Source organism: Aeromicrobium sp. (genome assembly GCF_036675695.1).
Classification (GTDB): domain Bacteria; phylum Actinomycetota; class Actinomycetes; order Propionibacteriales; family Nocardioidaceae; genus Aeromicrobium.
Genome location: NZ_JAKFEL010000092.1, coordinates 1 through 23711, shown reverse-complemented (window position 1 = coordinate 23711; position 23711 = coordinate 1). Strand labels below are relative to the sequence as shown.

At 63.3% G+C, this 23711-nt stretch carries 27 protein-coding genes and 1 tRNA gene; 13 read left to right on the top strand and 15 right to left on the bottom strand.

Annotated elements, in window-relative coordinates; genetic code table 11:
- Positions 1–163: 163 nt before the first annotated feature.
- Entirely contained in the window at positions 164–1153 is a 990-nt protein-coding gene (locus V6M39_RS06150) for a polyprenyl synthetase family protein (protein ID WP_332642869.1), read from the top strand.
- Here V6M39_RS06150 and rarD read toward each other — a convergent pair.
- On the bottom strand, positions 1150–2058 hold the full coding sequence (gene rarD / locus V6M39_RS06145; RefSeq protein WP_332642868.1) for an EamA family transporter RarD: 909 nt from the start codon (positions 2056–2058) through the stop codon (positions 1150–1152). The genes V6M39_RS06150 and rarD overlap by 4 nt on opposite strands.
- A gap of 106 nt (positions 2059–2164) precedes the next feature.
- Between rarD and V6M39_RS06140 the strand changes: the two genes are divergently transcribed.
- Positions 2165–2878: a YwaF family protein gene (locus V6M39_RS06140; RefSeq protein ID WP_332642867.1), complete on the top strand. Its 714-nt coding sequence runs from the start codon at positions 2165–2167 to the stop codon at positions 2876–2878.
- On the opposite strand, the gene V6M39_RS06135 is transcribed toward V6M39_RS06140, so the two are convergent.
- Positions 2862–3407: a hypothetical protein gene (locus V6M39_RS06135; protein WP_332642866.1), complete on the bottom strand. Its 546-nt coding sequence runs from the start codon at positions 3405–3407 to the stop codon at positions 2862–2864. The two genes, V6M39_RS06140 and V6M39_RS06135, sit on opposite strands and share 17 nt — an antisense overlap.
- Positions 3408–3509: 102 nt before the next feature.
- Between V6M39_RS06135 and V6M39_RS06130 the strand changes: the two genes are divergently transcribed.
- From V6M39_RS06130 to V6M39_RS06085, 10 genes are read left to right on the top strand one after another with little or no spacing between them, the layout of a single operon-like run.
- On the top strand, positions 3510–3878 hold the full coding sequence (locus V6M39_RS06130; RefSeq protein ID WP_332642865.1) for an NADH-quinone oxidoreductase subunit A: 369 nt from the start codon (positions 3510–3512) through the stop codon (positions 3876–3878).
- Positions 3866–4429, top strand: a complete 564-nt coding sequence (locus V6M39_RS06125) for an NADH-quinone oxidoreductase subunit B (protein ID WP_332642864.1) — start codon at positions 3866–3868, stop codon at positions 4427–4429. The genes V6M39_RS06130 and V6M39_RS06125 overlap by 13 nt, the downstream gene beginning before the upstream one ends.
- On the top strand, positions 4426–4986 hold the full coding sequence (locus tag V6M39_RS06120) for an NADH-quinone oxidoreductase subunit C (protein WP_332642863.1): 561 nt from the start codon (positions 4426–4428) through the stop codon (positions 4984–4986). The genes V6M39_RS06125 and V6M39_RS06120 overlap by 4 nt, the downstream gene beginning before the upstream one ends.
- On the top strand, positions 4979–5947 hold the full coding sequence (locus V6M39_RS06115) for a complex I subunit 1/NuoH family protein (RefSeq protein ID WP_332642861.1): 969 nt from the start codon (positions 4979–4981) through the stop codon (positions 5945–5947). Before V6M39_RS06120 ends, V6M39_RS06115 begins: the two co-directional genes overlap by 8 nt.
- Positions 5947–6483, top strand: coding sequence for a NuoI/complex I 23 kDa subunit family protein (locus V6M39_RS06110; protein ID WP_332642860.1), 537 nt, complete (start codon positions 5947–5949; stop codon positions 6481–6483). Before V6M39_RS06115 ends, V6M39_RS06110 begins: the two co-directional genes overlap by 1 nt.
- The gene (locus tag V6M39_RS06105) at positions 6480–6980 is read left to right on the top strand and encodes an NADH-quinone oxidoreductase subunit J family protein (protein WP_332642859.1); all 501 of its coding nucleotides are present in this window, start codon (positions 6480–6482) and stop codon (positions 6978–6980) included. Before V6M39_RS06110 ends, V6M39_RS06105 begins: the two co-directional genes overlap by 4 nt.
- Positions 6980–7282, top strand: coding sequence for an NADH-quinone oxidoreductase subunit NuoK (gene nuoK / locus V6M39_RS06100; RefSeq protein WP_442880701.1), 303 nt, complete (start codon positions 6980–6982; stop codon positions 7280–7282). The genes V6M39_RS06105 and nuoK overlap by 1 nt, the downstream gene beginning before the upstream one ends.
- A complete protein-coding gene (locus V6M39_RS06095) occupies positions 7279–8976 on the top strand; it encodes an NADH-quinone oxidoreductase subunit 5 family protein (protein ID WP_332642857.1) in 1698 nt (565 codons plus the stop codon). The genes nuoK and V6M39_RS06095 overlap by 4 nt, the downstream gene beginning before the upstream one ends.
- Positions 8973–10430, top strand: coding sequence for a complex I subunit 4 family protein (locus tag V6M39_RS06090; RefSeq protein WP_332642856.1), 1458 nt, complete (start codon positions 8973–8975; stop codon positions 10428–10430). The genes V6M39_RS06095 and V6M39_RS06090 overlap by 4 nt, the downstream gene beginning before the upstream one ends.
- Positions 10427–11827 (top strand): NADH-quinone oxidoreductase subunit N, encoded by a 1401-nt coding sequence (locus V6M39_RS06085; RefSeq protein WP_332642855.1) that lies wholly within the window; start codon positions 10427–10429, stop codon positions 11825–11827. Before V6M39_RS06090 ends, V6M39_RS06085 begins: the two co-directional genes overlap by 4 nt.
- A gap of 4 nt (positions 11828–11831) precedes the next feature.
- Here the strand turns inward: V6M39_RS06085 and V6M39_RS06080 are convergent, their stop codons facing one another.
- The 4 genes from V6M39_RS06080 to V6M39_RS06065 form a co-directional block, all read right to left on the bottom strand.
- Complete coding sequence (locus V6M39_RS06080; protein ID WP_332642854.1) at positions 11832–12887, bottom strand: zinc-dependent alcohol dehydrogenase family protein; 1056 nt, start codon at positions 12885–12887, stop codon at positions 11832–11834.
- 64 nt (positions 12888–12951) lie between these two features.
- Positions 12952–14094 carry an acyl-CoA dehydrogenase family protein gene (locus V6M39_RS06075; RefSeq protein WP_332642853.1) on the bottom strand — a complete coding sequence of 381 codons (1143 nt, stop codon included), beginning with the start codon at positions 14092–14094 and terminating at the stop codon, positions 12952–12954.
- A 1-nt stretch (position 14095) separates the two neighbouring features.
- On the bottom strand, positions 14096–15061 hold the full coding sequence (locus tag V6M39_RS06070) for an NAD(P)H-dependent flavin oxidoreductase (RefSeq protein WP_332642852.1): 966 nt from the start codon (positions 15059–15061) through the stop codon (positions 14096–14098).
- Positions 15061–15552: a YajQ family cyclic di-GMP-binding protein gene (locus V6M39_RS06065; RefSeq protein ID WP_332642851.1), complete on the bottom strand. Its 492-nt coding sequence runs from the start codon at positions 15550–15552 to the stop codon at positions 15061–15063. The genes V6M39_RS06070 and V6M39_RS06065 overlap by 1 nt, the downstream gene beginning before the upstream one ends.
- 93 nt (positions 15553–15645) lie before the next feature.
- On the opposite strand from V6M39_RS06065, the gene V6M39_RS06060 reads away from it, so the two are divergent.
- Positions 15646–15727 (top strand) — tRNA-Tyr (locus V6M39_RS06060).
- 69 nt (positions 15728–15796) lie between these two features.
- Here V6M39_RS06060 and V6M39_RS06055 read toward each other — a convergent pair.
- The 9 genes from V6M39_RS06055 to V6M39_RS18040 all read right to left on the bottom strand — a co-directional run bounded on the left by V6M39_RS06055 (position 15797) and on the right by V6M39_RS18040 (position 23629).
- Positions 15797–16894 carry an ice-binding family protein gene (locus V6M39_RS06055; RefSeq protein ID WP_332642850.1) on the bottom strand — a complete coding sequence of 366 codons (1098 nt, stop codon included), beginning with the start codon at positions 16892–16894 and terminating at the stop codon, positions 15797–15799.
- A gap of 195 nt (positions 16895–17089) precedes the next feature.
- Complete coding sequence (locus V6M39_RS06050) at positions 17090–17815, bottom strand: GAF and ANTAR domain-containing protein (protein WP_332642849.1); 726 nt, start codon at positions 17813–17815, stop codon at positions 17090–17092.
- 387 nt (positions 17816–18202) lie between these two features.
- Positions 18203–19522, bottom strand: a complete 1320-nt coding sequence (locus tag V6M39_RS06045; protein ID WP_332642848.1) for a Dyp-type peroxidase — start codon at positions 19520–19522, stop codon at positions 18203–18205.
- Positions 19523–19624: 102 nt separating this feature from the next.
- The gene (locus V6M39_RS06040) at positions 19625–20101 is read right to left on the bottom strand and encodes a hypothetical protein (RefSeq protein ID WP_332642846.1); all 477 of its coding nucleotides are present in this window, start codon (positions 20099–20101) and stop codon (positions 19625–19627) included.
- A gap of 14 nt (positions 20102–20115) precedes the next feature.
- Entirely contained in the window at positions 20116–21054 is a 939-nt protein-coding gene (locus V6M39_RS06035) for a caspase family protein (protein WP_332642845.1), read from the bottom strand.
- A gap of 10 nt (positions 21055–21064) precedes the next feature.
- Entirely contained in the window at positions 21065–21478 is a 414-nt protein-coding gene (locus V6M39_RS06030; RefSeq protein WP_332642844.1) for a TIR domain-containing protein, read from the bottom strand.
- A 270-nt stretch (positions 21479–21748) separates the two neighbouring features.
- Positions 21749–22843, bottom strand: coding sequence for a CU044_5270 family protein (locus V6M39_RS06025; protein WP_332642843.1), 1095 nt, complete (start codon positions 22841–22843; stop codon positions 21749–21751).
- Entirely contained in the window at positions 22840–23382 is a 543-nt protein-coding gene (locus tag V6M39_RS06020) for an RNA polymerase sigma factor (RefSeq protein ID WP_332642842.1), read from the bottom strand. Before V6M39_RS06020 ends, V6M39_RS06025 begins: the two co-directional genes overlap by 4 nt.
- Before the next feature lie 31 nt (positions 23383–23413).
- Positions 23414–23629 (bottom strand): hypothetical protein, encoded by a 216-nt coding sequence (locus V6M39_RS18040; RefSeq protein WP_442880702.1) that lies wholly within the window; start codon positions 23627–23629, stop codon positions 23414–23416.
- Between the last annotated feature and the right edge of the window lie 82 nt (positions 23630–23711).

Below are 23711 nucleotides of genomic sequence, written 5' to 3'. Positions count from 1 at the left end.
GGGGGATGGGCCGACGGTCGCTGTCCCGAGCGCGCTGACTACCGTAGTGATCGCCTTCGCCGTCGTGGCGACGGTCGGTCTGGGTATCCTTCCCGGACCGCTGCTCGATCTTGCGCAGCACGCTGGCGCCTTCGTGCGCTGACGGTCCTGAAGGAGTTCTCGCGTGTCCGGTCTGGGTGTTCCATTCACCGATGGCGCCCTTGAAGCGCGCGTGCAGGCCGGTATCGGCGAGATCGAACGCCAGCTGGCGATCGCCGTCGACAGCCCGGAGGCATTCGTTGCCGAAGCGGCAGCGCATCTGCTCAACGCAGGTGGCAAGCGGTTCCGCCCGCTGTTGGTGATGCTGGCCGCCGAGTTCGGCGACCAGGCGCACGCCGACGTTCCGCGCGCGGCCGTTGTCGTCGAGCTCACCCACCTGGCGACGCTCTATCACGATGATGTGATGGACGAGGCCTCGATGCGTCGTGGTGCGCCCAGCGCCAACTCTCGTTGGGGCAATTCGGTCGCGATCCTCGTCGGCGACTATCTCTTCGCCCAGGCGTCGGATCTGGTGTCAGATCTCGGTCCCGAGAGCGTACGCATCCAGGCGCGCACGTTCTCGCGTCTCGTCCAGGGACAGATTCGCGAGACCCTCGGTCCGGCCGAAGGTGACGACCAGCTCGAGCACTACCTGTCGGTCGTGGCCGACAAGACCGGGTCACTCATCGCCACTGCGGCCCGTCTCGGCGCGAAGATGGCCGGAGCATCGCTGGACGTGCAGGACACGTTGACTGAGTTCGGTGAACGCATCGGTGCTGCCTTCCAGCTCAGCGACGACATCATCGACATCGCCAGCGAGACCGATGACTCGGGCAAGACTCCGGGCACCGACCTTCGCGAGGGCGTACCGACGTTGCCGACCCTGCTTGCCCTGCGCTCGACTGACGGCGATGGCGAGCGGCTCCGCTCCCTGCTGGCCAAGCCGCTGACTGACGATGCCGAACTTGCCGAGGCCATCACGCTGCTGCGTGTCCACCCGGCCATGGACGAGGCGCGTGCCTACGTACGCGCGGAGACCGATGCGGCGCAGGTCCTGCTGGCCAAGCTCCCGGACAACGCGGCCCGCGACGCCCTCCAGGCGCTCTGCACCACCGTAGCCACCCGTCTCGGCTAGCACTCAATAGGCGCCGGCACCATCTTCGAGGCACGTCTTCTGTTGGCGAGGTTGTCGGCGGTGAACACGACGAGCGCGAGCCAGACGAGGATGAAGCCGACCCAGCGGGCACTGCTCATGTCCTCGTCGAAGATCCACAGGCCGAAGATGAACTGAAGGATCGGGCCGAGATACTGCAACAAGCCGATAGTCGTCAGCGTCAGGCGTGTTGCGGCCGCGCCGAACAGCAGGAGCGGAATGGCAGTGACGACGCCCGTTCCGATGAGCAGCATGACGTTGCCGACTCCGGCATGTCCGAACGTCAGATCGCTGCGCAGCTCGAGCACGATCAGGAAGGAGAGCGCAACGGGCGCCAGGATCAGCGTCTCCATGCCGAGGCCCTCGAACGTGTTGAGGTTGGCTTTTTTCTTGAGGAACCCGTACGTCGCGAACGAGAACGCGAGCAGCAACGCAATCCACGGCGGACGGCCGTAGTCGACTGCGAGCACGAGCACCGCGATGGCGCCGATCGCAACGGCCGCCCACTGCACGGGACGCAAGGTCTCCTTGAGGATGAACACCCCGAGCAGCACCGTTACGAGCGGATTGATGAAGTAGCCGAGCGAGGTCTCGATCACGTGGCCGTTGGTGACGCCGTAGATGAAACCGCCCCAGTTGAACGAGATGACGATCGAGGCGCAGATCAGGATGACCATCATGCGGCGATCCTTGGCAATTCTGCGGAAGGTCTTCCATCGACGGGTGACAGCGATGAGGACCAGCACGAACAGCAGCGACCAGATGACCCGGTGGGCGAGGATCTCGAGCGACCCGGCGGGGTCGAGCAGAGGCCAGTAGAGCGGGAAGAATCCCCAGCACAAGTAGGCCGCAGCGCCAAGGATCACGCCGCTGCGGGAGTCATTCACGGAAAGAGCGTACGCCCGCGACGCAGCACCGATGTGGAGACCTTTCGACGTTGTCCGAATGTCTGTCAGATCTGGCAGAACCCCCTCGATCGCCTAACCTCTTTGCATGACCGTCGATCAGCTCGCGGCAGCGAAGTTCGAGACCTACGGGACATCACATCTCGTGGTGCTCGGGATCTTCGCGGTCGGAGTCCTCGCGGTCATCCTGCTCGGGCGCAGGCTGCGAGGCACCCCAAGTGAGGTGGCGCTGCGCAGGACCTTCGCGGTGGCCATCGTCGCGGTCGCGCTGCCATTGCAGATATTGCAGTTCATCCCGAGCGAGTGGGACCTGCAGACGTCTCTTCCTCTTGCGCTATGTGACTACGCCTGGCTGTTCGCAGTGCACGCGCTGTGGACCCGCAATGCACTCAGCGCCACCGTCACGTACCTGTGGGGGATCACGCTGACAACGCAGGGCATTTTCACGCCTGACCTGGGCTCGGAGTTCCCCGAGCTGCGGTTCCTGATGTTCTGGGGCATGCACCTGTTGATCGTGTGGACGGCAGTGCTGCTCGTCATTGGCCTGCGGATCCTGCCGACGTGGCGCTACTACCGGGTGACTGTCGTCATCACCGTGATCTGGGCGGTCGTCACTTATGTCTTCAATGTCGTGGCGGACACGAACTACGGCTACCTCAACGAACTGCCGGACAGCGCATCGCTGCTCGACTTCCTTGGCCCCTGGCCCTTGTATGTCGTGCTCGAGATCCTGATCGTGCTCGTCGTCTGGGCCTTGCTCACCTGGCCATGGACCCGAGAGCGTACTAGGGGACGAGCGTGACTTCTGTCCGACTCTTGCCCGAGTGGTTGAACTTGGTCTGCTGGGACAATTCGCCATCCCCGAGCGCAAGGTGCACGTCGTACCAAGGTGCGTCACGCACCAGGATCGTCACGGTCGCTTCGCAATAGCCGCCGTTCACCAGCTTCGCCGTGGACGGGATCTCCTCCGCGTAGGTGTTGAAGTTAGACGGAACGTCGGTCGGCTGACTGATGTTGATGGTGCGGTCTCCCTTGCCCTCGAGGACGCACGTCTGGCCCTTGATCCTCCAGACCGTGAGCGGGGCCTCGTCGCGAATCGTCAGGACGAGCTGGTGCCGGCGCGCTTCCATTTCTTCCAGCTGTTCCTCGAGAGCGATACGCATCTGCTCGGCCTGTGCCATGCCTTGGTCGTTGAGCTCTGACGAATAGGGCCGAGATGGGTCTTCGGGCTTCGCCGTCTTGTCGTCGTCCAGGCTGCGTTGGGCAAGATTTACCGCTACCACTACGAGCACAGCCATGGCCAGCGCTGCGAGAGCATGGATGCCCTTCATGTTCACCCCGATCGGAAGTTGAATGGACTGTACGCCCCTTTTGGGCCGTAAAACCACGCTCAACATCGGTCAGGACGCCTGCAACTTCCCTAGACTCACTCCATGGGCGCCTACCTCGACGACTACCGAGCTGTCGGCGTCATCATCTTGGTCGGGTTCGTGCTGGCTGGGGGCATGCTCGGTGCCAACCGATTGTTCCGTCCCAGCGTTGCCGCACGGGAGAAGACCGTCACGTACGAGTCGGGTGTCGACCCGGTCGGAGAGGGCTGGTCGCAGTCGAACGTCCGCTACTTCGTCTACGCGTTCTTGTACGTGATCTTCGCGGTCGATGCGGTGTTCCTGTTCCCGTGGGCGGTGGTGCTCGAGGACATCGGCAAGGCTGCGGCGATCGAGATGGGCATCTTCATCGGCATCATCGTGGTCGGACTCGTCTACGCCTGGCGCAAGGGAGTCCTGTCGTGGACCCCGTAGGCGTACAGAAGATCGATCTGCCGATGCCGACGGTCGGCCTTGGTACGGCGATCGCGCCCAAGCCTGCGCGCTACATCCTCAACTGGGGGCGCAAGTACTCCCTGTGGGTCTTCAACTTCGGTCTGGCGTGCTGCGCGATCGAGTTCATCGCCACCTCGATGTCGCGCCACGACTTCATCCGGCTCGGCGTGATCCCGTTCGCGATGGGTCCTCGCCAGGCTGATCTCATGGTCGTGTCGGGCACCGTCACCGACAAGATGGCCCCGGCCATCAAGCGCCTCTACGACCAGATGCCCGAGCCCAAGTACGTCATCAGCTTCGGCTCCTGCGCCAACTCCGGCGGCCCCTACTGGGACTCGTACAGCGTCACCAAGGGCGTCGACCAGATCATCCCCGTTGACGTCTACATCCCGGGTTGCCCGCCCCGACCCGAGGCGCTGCTCAACGGCATCGTGACCCTGCAACAGCAGATCGCCGGCGAGAACCTCGCCGATCGCTACAAGCGCTCGACCACGTCGTTGCTCAGCCCGAAGATCGAGCCGCCCGTATGACTTTGGCTGATAACACCTTCGGCCCGCCGCACCACGTGGTCGAAGTCGCCGACTGGCACGATGCCGTCGCTGGTTTGAAGAGCGAGGGCTACACGTACTTCGACTGGCTCTCGGCCGTCGATGAGCACCCCGAAGGCTTCCGGCTGGTCGTGCACCTCGCTCGACTCGAGGAGCTCGATCACCTGCTGCTGGTCACGTACGTCGACCGCAAGACGCCGGCCGTTGCCTCGATCGCCGACCTGTATGCGGGCGCGGCCTGGCATGAGCGCGAGACCCACGAGATGTTCGGTATCGACTTCGGCGTCGACCTCGAACCGCTCTTGCTGCCCGATGGCTTCGAGGGTCATCCGCTGCGCAAGGAGTTCGTCCTCGCTTCCCGCGTCGCGAAGCCGTGGCCCGGCGCCAAGGAGCCGGGGGAGAGCGACGCGGACTCGACGCACTCGCCGGGGCGTCGCCGTATCAAGCCGCCTGGCGTCCCCGATCCGACCGAATGGGGTCCGGAGCGGGTAGAGCCGAGCGATGAGCCCGTCGAGACCCCGGAGGTCACCGATGAGTGACTTCCTCGAGGTCGTGCTGCGGTGCGTACTCGTGCTGGGCGCGTTCATGACGCTGCCGCTGCTCGTCGGGCAGATGGAGCACAAGGCGATGGCGCACATGCAGAGTCGCGTCGGACCGATGAAGGCCGGAGCGTTCCACGGCTGGGCACAACTGATCGCCGATGGCGTGAAGTTCGTGCAGAAGGAGAGCATCGTCCCCACTGCCGCCGACGGACCGGTGTTCCGTCTCGCTCCCGCGGTAGCACTCGTGCCGTATCTCGTGGCGATGGTGGCGATCCCACTCGGCCCGTTCTTCGGCCAGACCAACCTGATCGGTATCGATCTCGACCTCGGCCTGTTCTTCGTCCTCGCAGCCATGAGTGTTGGTGTGCTCGGCTCGCTGATGGGTGGACTCGGCAGCGGCAACAAGTACTCGTACATCGGCGGTATGCGCGTCGCCGCTCAGCTGATGTCGTACGAGCTGCCGATGGTTCTCGCCGCAGCCAGCGTCGCGATGGCCGCAGGCACGCTCTCGTTGACCGGCATCGCCCACGAGTGGGAATGGTGGTGGCTGATCGCGCAGCTGCCCGGCCTGATCGTGTTCTTCACGGCCGGTCTTGCAGAGCTGCAGCGCCCGCCGTTTGATGCACCACTCGCCGACGCCGAGCTCGTGATGGGTCCGATCACTGAGTACGGAGGCATGCGCTTCGCGATGTTCCTGCTGGCTGAGTACGCCGGCATCGTCGTGCTCGCCGCACTGACGACGGTGCTCTATCTCGGCGGTTGGGCTGGTCCGTGGTCCGACGACTTCGGCTGGCTGTGGTCGCTGCTCAAGATCTTCGCGGTCTCGTTCCTCGTGATCTGGGCTCGCGTCGCGTACCCCCGACTGCGCGAGGACCAGGTCAACTCGCTCGCGTGGAAGGTCCTCGTACCCCTCGCCCTGCTCCAACTCACGCTGACGACGTTTGTGGTGATCCTCTGATGTTCGGTTCAGGCCTGTTCACCGGTTTGCGCGTGACGATGCGCAACATGCTCAAGCGCAGCGTGACGGCGCACTATCCCGACGTCGAGCCTGACCTGCCTCCGCGCAGTCGCGGCGTGATCGCGCTGCAGGAGGAGAACTGCACCTCCTGCATGCTGTGCGCGCGTGAGTGCCCGTCGTGGTGCATCGAGATCGACTCGCACAAGGAGGTCATCCCGGCGACGACCGAAGGTGGCAAGGATCGCAGCATCAACGTGCTCGATCGCTTCGACATCGACTATTCGATCTGCATGTACTGCAGCATCTGCATCGAGGTGTGCCCGTTCGATGCGCTGCACTGGTCTCCGGAGTTCGCGTACGCGGAGGGCGACATCACCGACCTGACCCACGACATGAACAAGCTGCGCGAGTGGATGTGGACCGTCCCTGCGCCGCCAGCACTCGATGCAGGTGCGGAGAAGTCCAAGGAGCTCGCCGCGTACGAGGCCTCGCTGTCGGTTGAGCCTGTCGCAGCCCCGCCGGAGGTCGCTGAGTGACGGCCACCGAGATCCTGTTCCTCGTGTTCGCGGTGCTGGCCGTCGGCACGGCATTGCTGGCGATGACCAGCCGGCAGCTCGTCCACTCTGCGCTGTGGTTGGTGGTGACGCTAGGTGCGATCGCCGGGTGCTTCGTGCTGATGACGGCAGAGTTCGTCGCCTGGGTGCAGGTGTTGGTGTACGTCGGTTCGATCGTGGTGCTCGTGATCTTCGCGCTCATGATGACGCGGCAGCCGGCCGCTGGTCCGTCGGCGGAGGTCACCGGCAACCGGTGGACCGCTGCCGTGCTCGGACTCGTCACCGCTGGAGGCCTGGGAGCCACAGTCGTCGCGGGCTTCGAGGGTGAACGCATCAAGGGCGATCACATCGGCACCGCTGGCTCGCTCGGCGAAGCGATCTTCAACGACTGGGTGCTGGCCTTCGAGGTGCTCAGCCTCGTGCTTCTCGCCGCCCTGATCGGCGCCATCGTCATCTCGCGGGCGGGATCCGAACGCTGATGCCGCTCCTGTATCCGCTGATCCTCGCTGCTGTCCTGTTCGGCATCGGTGTCTACGGCGTGCTCGCCCGGCGCAATGCCGTGCTCATGCTTCTTGGGGTCGAGCTGATGCTCAATGCCGTCAACCTCAACCTGGTCGCGTTCGATGCCTGGCTCGAGGACGAGATCCATACGGGGCAGTCGCTCACCCTGTTCACGATTGCGATCGCGGCTGCTGAGATCGGCCTCGGGCTGGCGATCATCCTGGCGTTGTTCCGTGCCGTGCGCACGATCGACGTCGACCAGGTCGGAGCCGAGTCATGACGAAGTGGGCGTACTCAGGCATAACGGCCGTCCTTGCTGTGGTCGTCGCCATCTGGGCGATCCCCGACCTCGGGGACAAGTATTTCGGCTACTTCGCTCCGCTGAACGATGGCACCAGCCCGCCCATGCCCGATCTCTCACCCGACCTCTTCCTGTTCCCGGTCTCGGCGCAGATCGTGCTGCTCACGGTCGGTGTCGGCCTGCTCGTTCAGATCTACTCGACGGCCTATCTCGGTCACCATCCGCGCTACCGCTCGTACGCCCTGATCATCATCCTTTTCCTCCTCGCCATGATCGCGGTCGTCGGCACGACCAACCTCTGGGTCCTGCTCGTGGGGTGGGAGGTCATGGGCCTGTGCTCCTACCTCCTGATCGGGCACGAGTGGGAGACTGCCGAGGCGCGCGCCGGCGCCGCCAAGGCTTTCCTGATGACTCGCATCGCCGACCTCGGGCTGGTGCTCGCGATCCTCGTGATCGGTGAGACGTACGGGACGTACGACCTGCTCGGCGCCGAGCTTGTCGCCTCCGACGGTGGCGCGGAGAACTCGACCGCAATCGGGTTGCTCGTCCTCGTGGCAGTCGTCGGCAAGTCCGCGCAGTTCCCTCTGCACAGCTGGCTGCCCGACGCGATGCCCGGCCCCACGCCCATCACCGCGCTGATCCACGCCGCCACGATGGTGGCTGCAGGGGTGTACCTCGCAGCACGGATGTTCCCGCTGTACAGGGACTCCGAGCTCGTTCTCGTCGCTCTGGCCGTTATTGCGGGCATCACGATGCTGATCGGCGCACTGTTCGCTCTCGTCCAAGCGGACCTCAAACGTGCCCTGGCGTGGTCGACTGTCAGTCAGCTCGCCCTCATGTTTGCCGCGATCTCGGCGGGAGATCCTGAAGCCGGAACTGACCACTTGATCGCACACGGCGCGTTCAAGGCGTTGCTGTTCCTCGGCTGCGGCTGCCTGATGCACACGGTTGGCTCAAGTGCCCTGTCGGCGATGGGCGGGCTGCGCAAGGCGATGCCGGTGACGTTCGTGAGCATGACGATCGGGTTTGCCGCGCTCGCCGGACTTGCCCCGACGGTCGGCTTCTTCACCAAGGACAGCGTCCTCGAGGCCCTGAAGCACAGCGCAGACGGCGACGGGACGTTGCCGGCTTCGGTCGGTCAGGTGCTCTTCTACGTCGCGCTCGCGACGACATTCGTGACTGCCGTCTACGCAGCGCGGCTCTGGCTGATCGCGTTCTTCGGCGAGCCCAAGGAGGGTCACGAGGCGCCGCGGGCGATGCTCCTGCCTGTCGTTCTTCTTGCCGTCGCGACGTTCGCGCTGTCGATCGGCCAGCCGTTCCACCTCGGCTTCGGACTCGTGTCGACGGGCATCGCCGTCCTCGCCACCGCCGTCGTTGTGTACGCCTGGAGCAACCGCGGTGAGCTCGACATTGACGCGCCGCTGCTCACGCGAGAGCTCGACCTCGACACTCCCTACACGCGGTGGATCCCGGCGATCACTCGTGAGGCAGCGCGACTTGTGGTCGTCGTCGACCGGGATGGCGTCGATGCGTATTCCGACGGCGGTGCCTCCGGTGCGCAACTCACCTCGCGGGCTCTGGAGATCGTTCAGTCCCGCAATGTGCAGCGCTACGCGACCGTCATGACGCTCGGCGTCATCGCGCTCGTCGTGGCAGGGGTGATCTGGACATGATCACCACCGCGCTCTCCATCCCATTCGGTCTCGGCCTTCTACTACTCGTCTTCCGCAACACGGTGTCAGGTCGCGTGGCAGCCCTCCTCGGCAGCGCTGCGATGGCCGCGTCGTTGGTCCTCTACGCGCTGGTCTGGGAGGGTCGTTCGGTCAGAGTCTCCGGCGAGGTCGACACCTCGTGGATCGAGCCGCTCGGTGCCCGCCTACACCTCGGCGTCACCTACGTCTCCTGGCCGTTCCTGCTGATGACCGCGGTGCTGGGTCTGCTTTGCTGCGTGTGGCTCATCGCTGAGGACACCTCACCAGCGCTGGTCGGGCTCGTACTGATCATCAGCGCATCGGCACTCGGCGTCTTCAGCTCACTCGACCTGCTGCTGTTCTTCGTGTTCTTCGAGCTCGCGCTCATCCCGATGTGGTTCGTGATCGCGTGGTGGGGCGATCCGCATGACCCCGAGGGCCGGCGGCGCGCGGCAACCCGATTCCTGCTGTTCACAGTCACTGGCTCCGCCCTGCTGCTGGTCGGCATCGTCTGGGTGGCAAGCCCGTTCGGGTCGCTGCAGATCCTCGACATTAAAGGGGCCGCACTCGGCGCGGCGGTCCTGATCGTCCTCGGGTTCGCGGTCAAGACGCCGCTGGTCCCGCTGCACACCTGGTTGCCGGATGCTCACAGCAAGGCGCCGACGGTCGGCTCGGTGTTGCTCGCGGGCGTTTTCCTCAAGCTCGGCACGTACGGGCTGATCCTGCTTGGTGCACAGATGCTGCCAGAAGAGTTCGCGAAGATTGCACCGTACGTGGCGACTGCCGGTGTCGTCGGCATCGTCTGGTCGGCACTGGCTTGCTACGCCCAGGACGATCTCAAACGACTGATCGCCTATTCGAGCATCGGGCACATGGGATTTGTCGCCCTCGCGATCTCGACCATGAGCGACGTCGGTCTCGCTGCGGCCGTGTTCGGGTCAGTGGCCCACGGACTGATCACCGGCCTGCTGTTCTTCGCGTCAGGTTCGATCAAGGACCGCTTGGGCACAGCGTCGATGGCCGCGATTGGTCGTGGACTCTACGCCCGCACTCCCTGGCTCGCCGTTGCCTTTGTCTTCGGCGCGGTCGCCAGTCTCGGACTGCCCGGTCTCGCCGGCTTCTGGGGCGAGCTGCTGTCGCTGCGGGCGGCCTACGAGGTGGGCGACGTACTGAGCAAGCCAGGCGCCTGGACCCTCGTCGGGTTCGCCGTGCTCGGCATAGCGCTCACCACGGCGTACTTCGTTCGTGCGATCCGGCTCATCGCCCAGGGTGAGGCTGTTCCGCATGAAGGCGATCGCGACCTCAACCGTCGTGAGGCTCTCGTCATGAGCGTTCTCGCGGTAGGGATCGTCGCCCTCGGTGTTGCACCGGGACCGCTGGTCGGCTTGTACGACGGGCCGAACTTTCAGGGCAGCTATGAGGCGGTGACGCCATGAACATCCCCATCGACTGGGCGATTGCTGGACCCGCCACGATCGTTGCCGCCGGCGCAGTGATCGCGTTGCTGGTCGATGCCTTCTTCCCGCGCCGCACCTGGCTCGGATCCGGGCTGCCATCGACGGCGGCTCTCGTCGCCGCCGGTGTCGAGTTGTTCCGCCTGCACGACGATGTCCCCGAGGCCACGTTCGCGCTCTCACTGATCCTGCTGGCTGGCACACTCTTCGTTGTCGTGGCGTCAAATGTCATGAATTTCGAGAACTCCATGCCGCCGGGGGAGTACCACTTCCTGATGCTGAGCTCGGCGGCCGGCGCAGTGTTGATGGTCTCTGCGCGTGATGTCGTCACGTTGCTCGTCGCGCTCGAGCTGCTGTCATTGCCGTCGATCGCCCTGGTCGGCTTACGGCAGGGCGACCGACGGGCGATCCGCTCGGCGTGGACGTTCTTCCTTGCCTCCGTGGTGTCGACTGCCATCACCTTGATGGGCATCTCGCTGCTCTACGGCATCACGGGCACCCTCGAGTACCAAGGCATCAGCGACGCGTTGCGCGAGTCCGACATGCCGGACTCGGTCGTGTCTGTGGCTGTCCTGCTGACGGTGATTGGTCTGCTGTTCAAGCTGGGCGCCGTGCCGTTCCACATGTGGATCCCCGATGCCTACCTCGGTGCGCCGATTCTGGTGGCTGGCTTCCTGTCATCGGTGTCCAAGGCTGCCTCGCTTGGTGCGCTGCTGACGTTCTTGGGGATTGCGCTGGGCTTCTCGTACGACACCTGGGGCACGCTCCTCGCCGTCGTCGCGGCTGTGACGATGACGATAGGCAACCTTGGCGCACTGCGACAGACGAATGCCGTGGGCATGCTGGCCTGGTCGTCAGTCGCCCAGGCTGGCTTCCTGCTCGCCGCGGTGGCTGTGGCTGGCCGGCTGGGTCTGAGTGCCGCGCTGCAGTACCTCGCCGTCTACGTCCTCGCGAACCTCGTCGCGTTCGCTGCGCTGGCCGTGGTGCTCAGGCTCCGCGGCAGCACCGCCTACGACGAGCTGAGGGGGTTGGCGCGCACGGATCCGCCGACCGGCATCCCGCTGGCCCTTGCAGCACTGACTCTCGCGGGGTTCCCGCCCGCCGTCATCGGCCTCGTTACGAAATACGTCGTGATCCGGCCCGTCGTCGAGGCCGGCGAGACGTGGCTTGCCGTCGTGATGGCAGTCAACGTGATGCTGGGACTCGCCTATTACTTGCGGTTCGTCGCGGTGCTCTTCGACAGACCGGAGGGCGAGTCGTACGTCAGCCCGTCGCCGCCGTTCTCGGTGCGGATAGCGAAGGGCGTTGTCATCCTCGGCGCGCTGGGCATCGTGGCTCTCAGCGCGTGGCCAGACCTGCTGCTCAGAAACCTGCCCTAGCCGGTCACGCCTCGAGGATCACCTTGAGGGCCTTCGTCTCGGAAGCACGTCCGAAGGTGTCGTAGGCATCCATGATGTCCTTGAGTGCAAAGCGGTGGCTGACGAAGGCATTGGCGTCGAGCTTCTGACTGACGACCAGCTTGAGCAGCATGGGCAGGGTGTTGGTGTTGACCAGACCCGTCGTGATCGTGATGTTCGCGATCCAGAGATCCTGCAGACGCAGCTCGGCCGACGTGCCGTGCACGCCGACATTGGCCACGTGGCCGCCGGGGCGGACGATCTCGGTCGCCATGCCGAAGGTCTCCGGCACGCCGACCGCCTCGATGGCGACGTCGACACCGAGCCCGTCGGTCAGGGCCAGTACCTGCTTCTTCCAGTCCTTGTCGGCCGAGACCACGCCGTGGGTGGCGCCGAACTTGCTGGCCTGATCGACACGGTTCTGGTCGATGTCGATCGCGATGACCTTGGCGGCGCCGTAGAGACTGGACGTTGCCATCGCCGAGAGACCAACGGGGCCTGCACCGATCACGGCGACGACGTCGCCCGGTGTGACCTTGCCGTACTGCACGCCGATCTCGAAGCCCGTCGGCAGGATGTCGCTGAGCAGTACGCCCTGTTGGTCCGGAACGTTCTCGGCCAGCTTGTAGAGGGAGGTCTCGGCGTACGGGATACGCACGAGCTCCGCCTGGGTGCCGTTGATGAGGTGGCCGAGAATCCAGCCGATCCCGACAGCACCCTCGTCGCCGAGGCAGTGCGAATACAGTCCCTTCTTGCAGAACTCGCAGTGTCCGCACGAGCTGATGCACGAGATGACGACGCGGTCGCCCACCGCGAAGCTGGTGACCGAGCTGCCGACCTCGGTGATGACGCCGACACCTTCGTGGCCGAGGATGCGGCCAGGTGTCACGGCGGGAACGTCGCCCTTGAGGATGTGGAGATCGGTGCCGCAGATCGTGGTCGTCTCGATCCGCACGACGGCATCGGTCGGCTTGAGAATTGCGGGATCGGGGACGTCAGTCCACTCGATCTTGCCGGGGCCCTGGTATACGAGTGCTTTCATGGCCCGAACGTACGTCCGTCTCAGCCGCCTGGGCAGGGACCGAAGACCTTGGTGTGCGGGACGTCTAGCGGGCGAGGTCGCGCGAGATCACGAGGCGCTGGATTTGGTTGGTGCCCTCGAAGATCTGCATGACCTTGGCTTCGCGCATGTAGCGCTCAACAGGGAAGTCACGGGTGTAGCCCGCACCTCCGAGGACCTGCACGGCGTCAGTGGTGACCTTCATGGCGTTGTCGGTGCAGACCAGCTTGGCGATGGACGCCTGGCGGCTGTACTGCTGGCCAGCGTCCTTGAGACGTGCGGCAGCGAGGTAGGTCGCCCGTGCTGACTCGACGGCAGCGGCCATGTCGGCAAGCACAAAGCCGAGGCCCTGGTGATCGATGATGGCCTTGCCAAACGTCTCGCGCTCCTTGGCGTACGTCACGGCGGCATCGAGTGCACCTTGCGCGAGGCCGGTCGCGACGGCGGAGATGCCGAGTCGTCCGGCATCGAGTCCTGCGAGCGCGATCGGCAGGCCCTGACCTTCGTCGCCGAGGCGACGTTCAACTGGGATGCGTACGTTCTCGAACAGCATCGTCGCCGTGGTCGAGCCCATCAGGCCCATCTTCTGCTCGGGTGTGTCAGCGGTGAGGCCTTCGGAATCGGCGGGCACGAGGAAGCACGAGATTCCCCGACCTCCGTCATCCGATGTGCGGGCCATGACCTTGTAGAAGTCGGCATGCCCGCCGTGGGTGGTCCAGGCCTTCGCGCCATTGATGACGTACGAGTCGCCGTCGCGCAAGGCCTTCGTGCGCATCGCCGCTGGATCGGAGCCGGCATGCGCCTCGGACAGGCAGTACGCACCGAGCTGGTCACCGGACAACATCGACGGCAGCCAGTCCTGCTTCTGCTGGTCTGTGCCCGCGGTGAACAGGCCGAAGCACGACAGCGCGTGCACCGAGGTGCCGACGCCCACTGACGCCCACGCCGAACCGATCTCCTCGAGCACCTGCAGGTAGACCTCGTACGGCTGCCCGCCGCCGCCGAACTCCTCCGGATAGGGGAGTGACAGCAGACCCGCCCGACCCAACGTACGGAACACCTCGCGTGGGAAAGCCGCCGTCGCCTCAGCCTCAGCGGCCTTGGGAGCGAGCTCCTTCGCGACGATCTCGCGAGTCAGGGCAATGAGGTGCACTGACTCCTCCGTCGGCATCAAACGGGTCGCAGGCATGTCAGCTCGCCATCGTCGACAGACGTCCGATGATCTCTTCCGACTCGGTCATGATGCGAGAGACCAGATCGCCCGCGTCGGGGATGTCGTCAATGAGTCCCTGGCAGGTGCCGACCGACCAGATGCCGGCCTCGGGATCGCCGAGCTCGTACACGGTCTTGCCGCGCTTGCCCGAGACGAGATCCTGGACCTGATCGAACTGTCCACCCTCGTTGAGGATCTCCACCACCTCGCGACTGACCGAGTTGCTGGCGACGCGTGCGGTGTTGCGCAACGGTCGGAATATCAGCTCGGTGTCGCGCTCGGTCGCGTCGACGATCGCCTGCTTGATGTTCTGGTGGATCGGCGACTCGGTGGTGCACATGAAGCGGGTGCCCATGTTGATGCCATCGGCGCCAAGTGCAAGTGCTGCGACAAGTCCGCGTGCATCAGCGAAGCCACCAGAGGCGATCATCGGGATCGTGATGTGCTTGGCCGCGGCCGGGATCAGCACGAGACCGGGGATGTCGTCCTCGCCGGGGTGGCCGGCGCACTCGAAGCCGTCGATGCTGATGCCGTCGACGCCCAAGCTCTGCGCCTTGATCGCGTGTCGCACACTGGTGCACTTGTGGAGCACCTTGATGCCGGCGTCGTGGAACTGCGCCATGTGCGGGCCGGGGTTGGATCCGGCGGTCTCGACGATCTTGATGCCCTCGTCGACGATGACCTTGCGGTACTCGTCGTACGGCGGTGGGTTGATGCTCGGCAGAATCGTCAGGTTGACGCCGAACGGCTTGTCGGTCATGTCACGCGTACGCGCGATCTCCTTGGCCAGATCGCCGGGCGTCGGCTGAGTCAGTGCAGTGATCATGCCGAGCCCGCCGGCGTTCGAGACGGCAGCAACGAGCTCCGCGACGCCGACCCACTGCATACCGCCCTGGACGATCGGGTGCTCGACCCCGAAGGCTTCGGTGAACTTGGTCCTCATCAGCGGTAGTTCGTGAACTGGACGGCGAAGTCGAGGTCGGCAGACTTCACCAGGGCGATGATCTCCTGGAGGTCGTCGCGCTTCTTGCTCGAGACGCGCAACTCCTCGCCCTGGATCTGAACCTTGGCGCCCTTGGGCCCCTCGTCGCGAATGATCTTGGAGACCTTCTTGGCCTGCTCCTGGTCGATGCCGTCCTTGAACCTTGCCGAGAGCTTCACGTCCTTGCCCGACTGACGGGGCTCGTCGGACTCCAGCGCCTTCAGCGAGATGCCGCGCTTGATGAGCTTGTCCTTGAACACATCGAGCACCGCGAGGGCGCGCTCGTCGGCGTTCGCCTCGATCTCGACGCCGAGCTCACCGCTCCACTTGATCGACGCACCGGTGTTCTTGAAGTCGTAGCGCTGGGCGATCTCCTTGACGGCCTGTTGCATCGCGTTGTCGGCTTCTTGGCGGTCAAGCTTGCTGACGATGTCGAAGGATGAGTCGGCCATGGCTGCTCCTGCACGTTTGGGGTGGATCTGATTTCTCACACCTTACGAGGCTGAGATAGTCTTGCTTGTCGTTGCCCCCGGGCAACAACCCCCGGCAGGTTGCCCGAGTGGCCAAAGGGATCTGACTGTAAATCAGACGGCAACGCCTACGCAGGTTCGAACCCTGCACCTGCCACAGCAAGACGAAGAGCCCCCCACCTGTGGAAACGCTGGTCGGGGGCACTTCGTGTAGGCCTGCAACTTGTTACCCAGCGCGGTGGATGCCTCGCACTCGGCGCTTGCTAGACGAGATTGCGGTCGCGCCGATCATGACGGCCGCCAATGCGATCGGGAGAAGGCCAAGCCACGGACCTCCAGTGTCAGGCAGCGGTGGACCGTTGGTCTCTGCATCGGCATCACTGGTTCCGCCGTCGCTGTCGGCATCGGCGGTCCCGGCATCGGCGTCTGCTTGTCCTCCGTCGCTGTCGGCGTCTGCGGTTCCGCCGTCGGCGTCTGTCTGTCCTCCGTCGGTGTCGGCGTCCGCATCTGTTCCTCCGTCGGTGTCGGCGTCTGTGGTTCCTCCGTCGGTGTCGGCGTCTGCGGTCCCGCCGTCAGCGTCGGTGTCAGTGTCAACGACAGGTGGGGAGCATCCCGGCATCGTGAACGTGTTGTTGTCGAGGGTCACCGCGGCGTTCTGCGCGAGCAGCCGGCCCTCGAACGATGCACCTGACTGGGCGACGATGGCGTTCTCAGCGAGGAGCGTGCCTACGAAGGTCGCGTCGGTCCCGATCGTTGCATCCTCGCTGACCTGCCAGAAGATGTGGCACGCCTGGGCTCCGTTGATGAGCGACACGGTGGAGTTGGACTCCATCGTGAGCGAGGAGCCGACTTGGATGATGAACGTCGCGTCGGGATCATTTTCGGCGTTGAAGGTGACAGTGCCATTGGTTGCCAGGTTCAGGGCTGAGCTGGCCGTGTGGACACCGGCCAGCATCTCTATCCCATTTAGCTGACCGCCAAGCGCCGCGTCCGAGGCGGCGCCAGCAGCCGTGTTGTAGGCGATGAGGTTGTCGGCCTGTGCGTTCTGCGCTACTGCGTCGGCCTTGTGGAGGCTTCCTGTGGCAGGTGGAATCCAACTGATTGAAGCATCGCCAGTGATCGTGTCAGTCGGGTGAGTTCCGACGTCGCCGCGGATACTGGCATCTTGGGTCTGAATCGTCGTGGATCCCGTGTTGGTGACGCCAGCACCCGCGAGAACGGCGAACTGTCCGGCGGTACCAAGATTGACTTCAGTAGCGGCGTCCGCCCGCGGTGCGGTGAAGAACACGACGATGAGTGCGAGCACGGCCAGGACAGTGGCCATGGCAGTGGTTGCAAAGAGCTTGAGACGTCTCCAGCTCGGGAGTGTGGTGGCACTTCTCGACGCTCGAGCCGCTGGCTTGTGTGTGTTCATCCCTCAGACCGCTTTCATCGACGTGTGATCGCCGGGGTCTGGGACGAAGGACAACTAGTGGTTCGATCATAACTTCCATACACGATCCGAGGGGAGAACGGGAGGTTACGTTTTGACGGTCAGTTCGGAGATGCTGGCGGGGTCATGGAGCACTGCGTTCGCGACATTCCCCAACCGCTGTTGGTTCGCGCGCGCGAAGCTTCGCATCAGCATGAACGCCTGATCGGGGTTCACCCCGCGAAGCTTGCTTAGAGCACCTTTCGCCTGCTCCACTGCGACCCTGCTGACAAGCGCATGCTGGAGCTGCTCCGACAAAGTCTCTGCGCGGTGCACGCTGCGTGATTGCAGGATCGCGATGGTCGCCACGTCGGCGAGCGCCTGAACGACTCGCACATCTGTCGCTTCCAACCGCACGCCTTCGTCGCCGAAGATGTTGAGGGTGCCGACAACCTCCGCCCGCAACCTCATCGGGATGGCGTGCACTGACTGGAAGCCCGCTCGGACGGCTAGCGCCCCGAACTCCGGCCACCGCTCAGCGGAATGCGCGAGATCCAGGTTCACGACCGCTTCGCCGCTCTGGAAGCAGTCGTAGCCGGGACCTTCAGAATTCTGGAGTTGAAATAGCTCGACGAGGCCGGCTTGTTCGGTCGATGCCGCGATGTATTGCAGGCTGCCTTGCGGGTCAGCGAGCAATATGCCGACGGCCGTAGCGTCGCAGATCGCGGCGGCGTGTTCGCTGAGGTTGTACAGAAATTCCACTAGGTCGAAGTCGGCGACCAGCGTGTCTGCCACCTCGACAAATACATCGGACAGTTCGTCGGCTGAGATCATATTGCGCCGGGCTGGCCGTACGCCCAAGAACGGGGCGATCGCCCCGCGGCGGGCACAAAGAGAGTGACGAGTGCGACTGTGCCAAACGTGAGTAGGTTCCCCATCCGGATACTCCTAAGTTCTCTCCCAATGACTCATCGCAGAAGGCACCCAGATTTCACGCTTAGCGCCGAACTTTTGCCGGGGGCTGAAGTGGACACGCTTTGGGGCGCGTTTGACCGCTACTCAATGAGGGTCCGGGATAGGCGTATGTGTACAAATTGCGCCTTGGTCCGCCCTCTGTGCGTGTGATCGCACTGGCCCGGTCTGAGTCGGGCTTGCGTATTCGTAAGATCGTCGCCGCGGCGTTGTACGACGTGCTTGTCGGGTTGGGTCATAGCATTTTGGTTATCCGCCGTATGCGGGTGCGGTGGGTCGAAGTCTGTTGACCACTGACACGAGCACGTTGGCCTTGTCGACGGTGATCGTCTGGTCAGCGACCGGTTCGAACCGGTCGCTTGGTGATTCGCGAATGATCACGGTGTTGCCTACGCGAACGGCCGGGAAGACGGCGCGGCCGGCGGGGTTGGTGCGTGCGGGGTCTCCGATTGCCGTGACGCCGTCGGACTCGAACAGCTGAAATTCGATGTCGCCGACCTCAGCGTTGGTGGGGACGCCGTTCTGGTCGACGGCGGATTTGCGGATGTGAATGCGCCCCTTGCGTGAGTGCGGTGGTTCTGGCGCCGGGTCGAAGTATCCGGCGGCGGGGAACCGGTCGTCGTGGGGGACTACGACAAACACGCCGCTTAGGAGGAAGGTGATCAGGTTGTTGGCCACTAGAGAGTCGAGACCGCTGCCGCGCTCTGGAAAGTCGGGATTCAGCATCCAGTGGTTCAGGACGACGTCGAAGTCTCTGAGGCTCGCCTGGTAGGACACGAACTGCAGGCCGAAGTGGAGGGTATTGTCGATCTCCTCGACGTAGGGGACGCCGCGCCTGAAGATGAGGTTCTGATCGTGAAGAGAGCCGCGTGGCCCGGACTTGCGAACGTGACTGGCGTGAGGTGGCGTTGACGGGTCGGTGAATGCACCCTCAGAGTGGGGATTGTGGCCGGGCTCGTGGTCCAGGCGAGAACCGTCCGACGCGTGCCGCCCGATGATCTGTTCACGTGTTGTTGCGTCGAGACCCGCCCAGGGGTCCATGTTCTGTTCGATCTTCAGGTAGGCCGCGTATGAGCCACCTGTGAACCACGCGGGTTCCTCGGGAAGTGTGCCGGGGTCAACGGTCGTTGCGCGTCGTCTCTGCACCCGGTCGAGATTTCGAAGCCCATCGAGCTGGCCGAACGCTTCTCGACCGTCAGCGCGTGCATAGCCGTGCTCGACATCGATCGCGACGACAGTCGGCCGGGTCTCCCACAGGAGCCGGAGGAGGTCCGCGAGCCGCGATTCCGACGTATACGAGACATGGAGGAAGATGTCAGCGTCGATCGATGCTGAGGGAAGCCTGATAGGGCTGGCAAGTCCATGGGGGTTGTTGGCTGCATGGTCAGCGAACCTGGTGAAGAACCGTGGACCCATTGCGATGACCGCTGACGCCAACTGCGTCCCGCGTCGCGGAGGGGCTTCCAAAGCACCGATGAAGTCTGCAAGCTGCGTCAGCCATTGCTGAACAGCTGACTGGTCGAGACCGTCCGCGAGCGTCACGAACACCAGCGCAGTCTCAGAACGCACGTCACGTGTTACTGGGTTGGGCAAATGCCCAGTCTCCGTTTTGTCATGATGTTTCCTCCAACTAAATTCGGTGCACTCGTGTCGGCGCGGGACGCGCAGACCTCACAGTTTTCGCATCGATCCTGTAGGCCAAATCACCTTCACGGCCTTGCCCAATTGCTGTGCGTACTCGACCACATCGGCAGTCCCTCCAAGGCCGCGAGACTTCGCGCCGTCCCAGACGGCAATGAGAGCATCGGAGGACTGGACGATCAGCCGGCCTGCTGCCCAAAATGCCTCTTCAGTCGGTCTCGAGAAGTCGAGTTGTGTCGTCGAAGTGGCTTCGGATTTCAGGTGTTCGTACCGTCGAAGATCGTCCGAAGTCACGAAGGTAGATTCGTAGCCAACGCAAGGAATGACTACCTCGAGTGTGCCTCCGCTCCCTATCACTGACTGGGCGAACAATTGGTCGGCGCCCTCGGCGAGCGAACTAACGCCGATGAGCGAGTCAATAGATAGGAAGTAGGAATTGAGCTCGGTGACGACGTTCTCGGCCGTCGCGTCCGTCAGCCCTTGGTGCCCCGTACAGCCAATTCTCACGACAGATCCACCGTTCAGACTCTGCCCTCTTTGGCGAGCCGCCAATAGTGCTGGCCCAAGCCTGTCAAGCGGCATGCCGTGCCCTCTATGGCTGCGAAGTACATGTATTCGGCGTCTACTGCTTCGACAAGTTTGGCGTCCCGGCACCGTTGGAGCTTCTTGAACACGGTGACGTGGTCGGGGTCTGCGGTGGGTTCGGTGTATTCGTAGGTTGGATCGAGCCGGAATTCCGAGTCGACGTTCGGGAACCAGACCGTCAACTCCCTCAAGACGGCCAAAGGAACAGCTGGCTGAGCGATTCTCAAGGCGGCGACTTTGCTCAAGTGCGCTTTGAAAAGTGGTCGTTGATCCCAGGGGCCGAGTGCTTCTTCTACGTACGAATAGATGGCGGGAGCTGATACGGCCCCTAGAACATCGGCGGCGCCACCTTCCAAGGCGCTGCATACAAGCTCTGTGAAGAGGCCAACTCCACCCTGCTCTACCGAGACCTGGCTGGGACGCGAAGCAGTCAGAATCGACACACCTTCCTTCAGGTTCGCCGATTGAGCGCCTGTCGCAGGAATGGATCCGAGATTGCCGCTCATGCAGGAATCCAGAATGACAACGCGCTCATGCGCAGTCGAATCGCTCGCGAGCGTCAAGACATCCGTAAGGTTGATACCTTCGCTGTATTCGCTCGCGTCGGGAGTGACCAAGTATCCACCGAGGTTGTCTTCAGTCCCGTGTCCGGAGAAGTACAAAAGCGCGACATCGCCACCCTGATGAGTGAAGAGCAACGTGACTTCGCGGAGTAAAGAGGCGCGTGTGATGGTTCGGTGATCCGAGGTGATCACCTTGACGTCGAAGTTCGGCGATCCGTCGTGATTCGTCCTCAGAAGCTCTGCAACGGCTTTGGCATCGTTGACGCACCCAAGCAGTGGTGCTGTGGGGTAGTCGTCGATGCCGACAATCAAGGCACGCCGGCTAGGCATTCTTTCCTTCGGTGAGCATTTGGTCAACCGCCGCCGCGATATCCACCCAGTTCCAGCTGATCGTCCGGTTCCTCGCGAGCCCATTCGGCAAGGTGCTTGATGAGCCGGCGCCGTCGACATACACGCCGAAGGATGGGACATGCTTGTCCTTGGCCATGGATATCTCAGCGGCAACGCCGTACGCAGTACTCATGGATTTGCCGACCAGAACGATCATGAGGTGGCAGCCAGCGATCTTCGTCGCGATGAGTCTCTCCCATTCGGCTTCGGGCAAAACCCGCTTCGATGACCAGTCCTCCAAGATGAATGGGGTGGGCGAGTCCTTCTTTGCCTGACCAGCGAAGAGGTTTCGCGAGACCTCGTTGTGGTCGAAATCGAAGCTCAAGAACGCTCTTGGCTCAGCCATTTTGGGGCTCCCTACTGATTGACAGATGGTTGATTTCTTCGCGCGCGCTGAGCCGGTCGTGGTCGTTGAGGTCCTGCCTCGTGGGCAAGAGCATGTGGCCTTCGCAATGCAAGCGATTTATGGCAACTGGATGTCCCCGAGCGCATCCAGACCTGCATCGCATACAAGCGCTCAGTTATTCATCGCAGAAGTGGCATGAAATTCACACTTCGCGGCGGAGCATTCTTGTTGGCCACTGGCCACTGGCCACTGGCCACGGCTTGGCGAGCGCTACTCGGTTGTGTAGCGGGAGTCCAGGATCGCGGTGAAGCTGGTGATCGCTGGAGGCTTCACATCAGAGCTTTGATCGGGCTTGATCAGGATGTTCTCGCTCCCGAGGAGTTGCCCGGTTGCGGGGCTGACGATCAGCACGAATCGAGTGTGAGGCTCATCCCCGGGTATGAGTGAGAATCCAATCCCGCTCCGGCCTGCTCGATCATCGACCGCACCGAGCAGTCGCACCCCAGGTTGATCGGCCATCATTGCCCAGATTGCTGAAGCGAGTTTAGGCGTCACGACGTATTGCGAGTAGAGGGCGTTGACCTGGCGAAACAGGCAGTTCGTCCTAGCCGTATCCACGCTCGTGGCCCGGCAGCCCGAGCCTTTCAGGATCCCGCTGACAAGGCCGTTGGGATCCAGCGGAAGTTCGGTCGCAAAGTCGGGGTCGCTGGTGCCTTCTGGGAGAGTTTCGTCGGCGCTCTTGGGGTCGTCGTCCCACGTGCCCTGCTTCGGTAGGCCCCGTCCGTCAGGTGAGAGGGGTTTGCCGGTTCGCTCGACTGTTCGGAATGAGCCATCGGGACGGAGGTAGGTCTCGACGATCCTCGGGATGAGAACCGTTGAGACGCTGTCCTCGCCGGATTCAATGCTCGCAAACCAGTTGTCCGTGACGACCTTTTGCGTGGTGCCGCTGCCGGCCGGGGAGGGGGCCCCAGCTGCCACGGTCGAGAGGCGTTCTAGTTCGTCGCGCGCTGGCTTTCCGGGCGCCGTCGCGATTTCTGCTGCAGCTGCGAACTCGAATCCCAGCACTGGCGGAGTTGATGCCGTTGCCTTGGAGTCGGGCAACATCGGCACAATGCCGAGGACGAGCGCGGTTGTTGCGGCGACTGCGCCGGCTGCAAGGAGAGTGAGTCGAGTTCGACGTCGACGGTGAATCGGAACTGGATCAGACTCCTCTGTGGCTTTCGCCCGCGCCAGGATCGCGTCAGCGCTGTCGAGCTGGACACCGACCGATTCCGGGGAGATCAGGTCCGCGAACCCCGCCTCGCGGGCGGCATCGCGCAGCGCGTCGATCTCGTCTGCCGGTCCGAGGTTGTCGTGATTGCTCATGACCCTCCTCGAGTTGGTGATGCATCAGCGGTGGTGTCATCACTTGCTTCAAGCAGCGCTGCGATTCTCTGGCGAACTCTGCTAGCGCGGGTAGTCACTGCGGTAACGGTCACGTCAAGCAGCCCCGCGACATCGGCATCGCTGAGACCGCGAACGAATACCAAGTTTACAAGTTCTCGTTCCTTCGGCTTGAGTTGATGCCAGACCCAACGCGCCTGTGCAGAGTCGACCACCGACTCTGCACTGTCTGGCGAAGCGAGCTTCAACTGATCAAGTCCGCGCTCATCGACGAAACGATTGTCGTGATGTTTGCGCTTGACCCGTTGGAGTTCTTGAAGCACTTGAAACTTGCCGATTCCGATGATCCATCGTGTCCAGTCGGCGGGATCCTCGGGGCAATCGTCTCGCTTACGCCAGACAGCCATGAACGTCTCACTCACTACGTCCTTGGCCTGTTCAGGAGACAAGACGCGGGCAGCGTAGGAGAAAACGAGCGTGCTGAGGCGGGCATAGAGTTCTTTGAACTCGTCGTCGCCCACAGGCAGAGCCTAGGTCATTTTGCTGCCCATCTCAGCACAATGTGGTTGTCGACAAATAGACGGAATTCGCTGTAGTTCTCCATCCCGCCAACGAGGTGTACTGGTCTCCAGGGTTGTAACAGTCTCTGAGGCCGCCGCCACCCGACAACTCATAGAGGAACGTTCGCTTGGTTCGGTTGTTGTACAGCGAACGAATCGTGCTCGGGCCGATGCTCTTGTACGAGCTTGTCACGTTCGTTTTCCAGATCGTTCCGGTGAAGCTGGTGCCGCTCCAGACGCAGAAGTATCCGCTCGGACACTGCCCAATTGATTGAACCGCCGGACCGCTG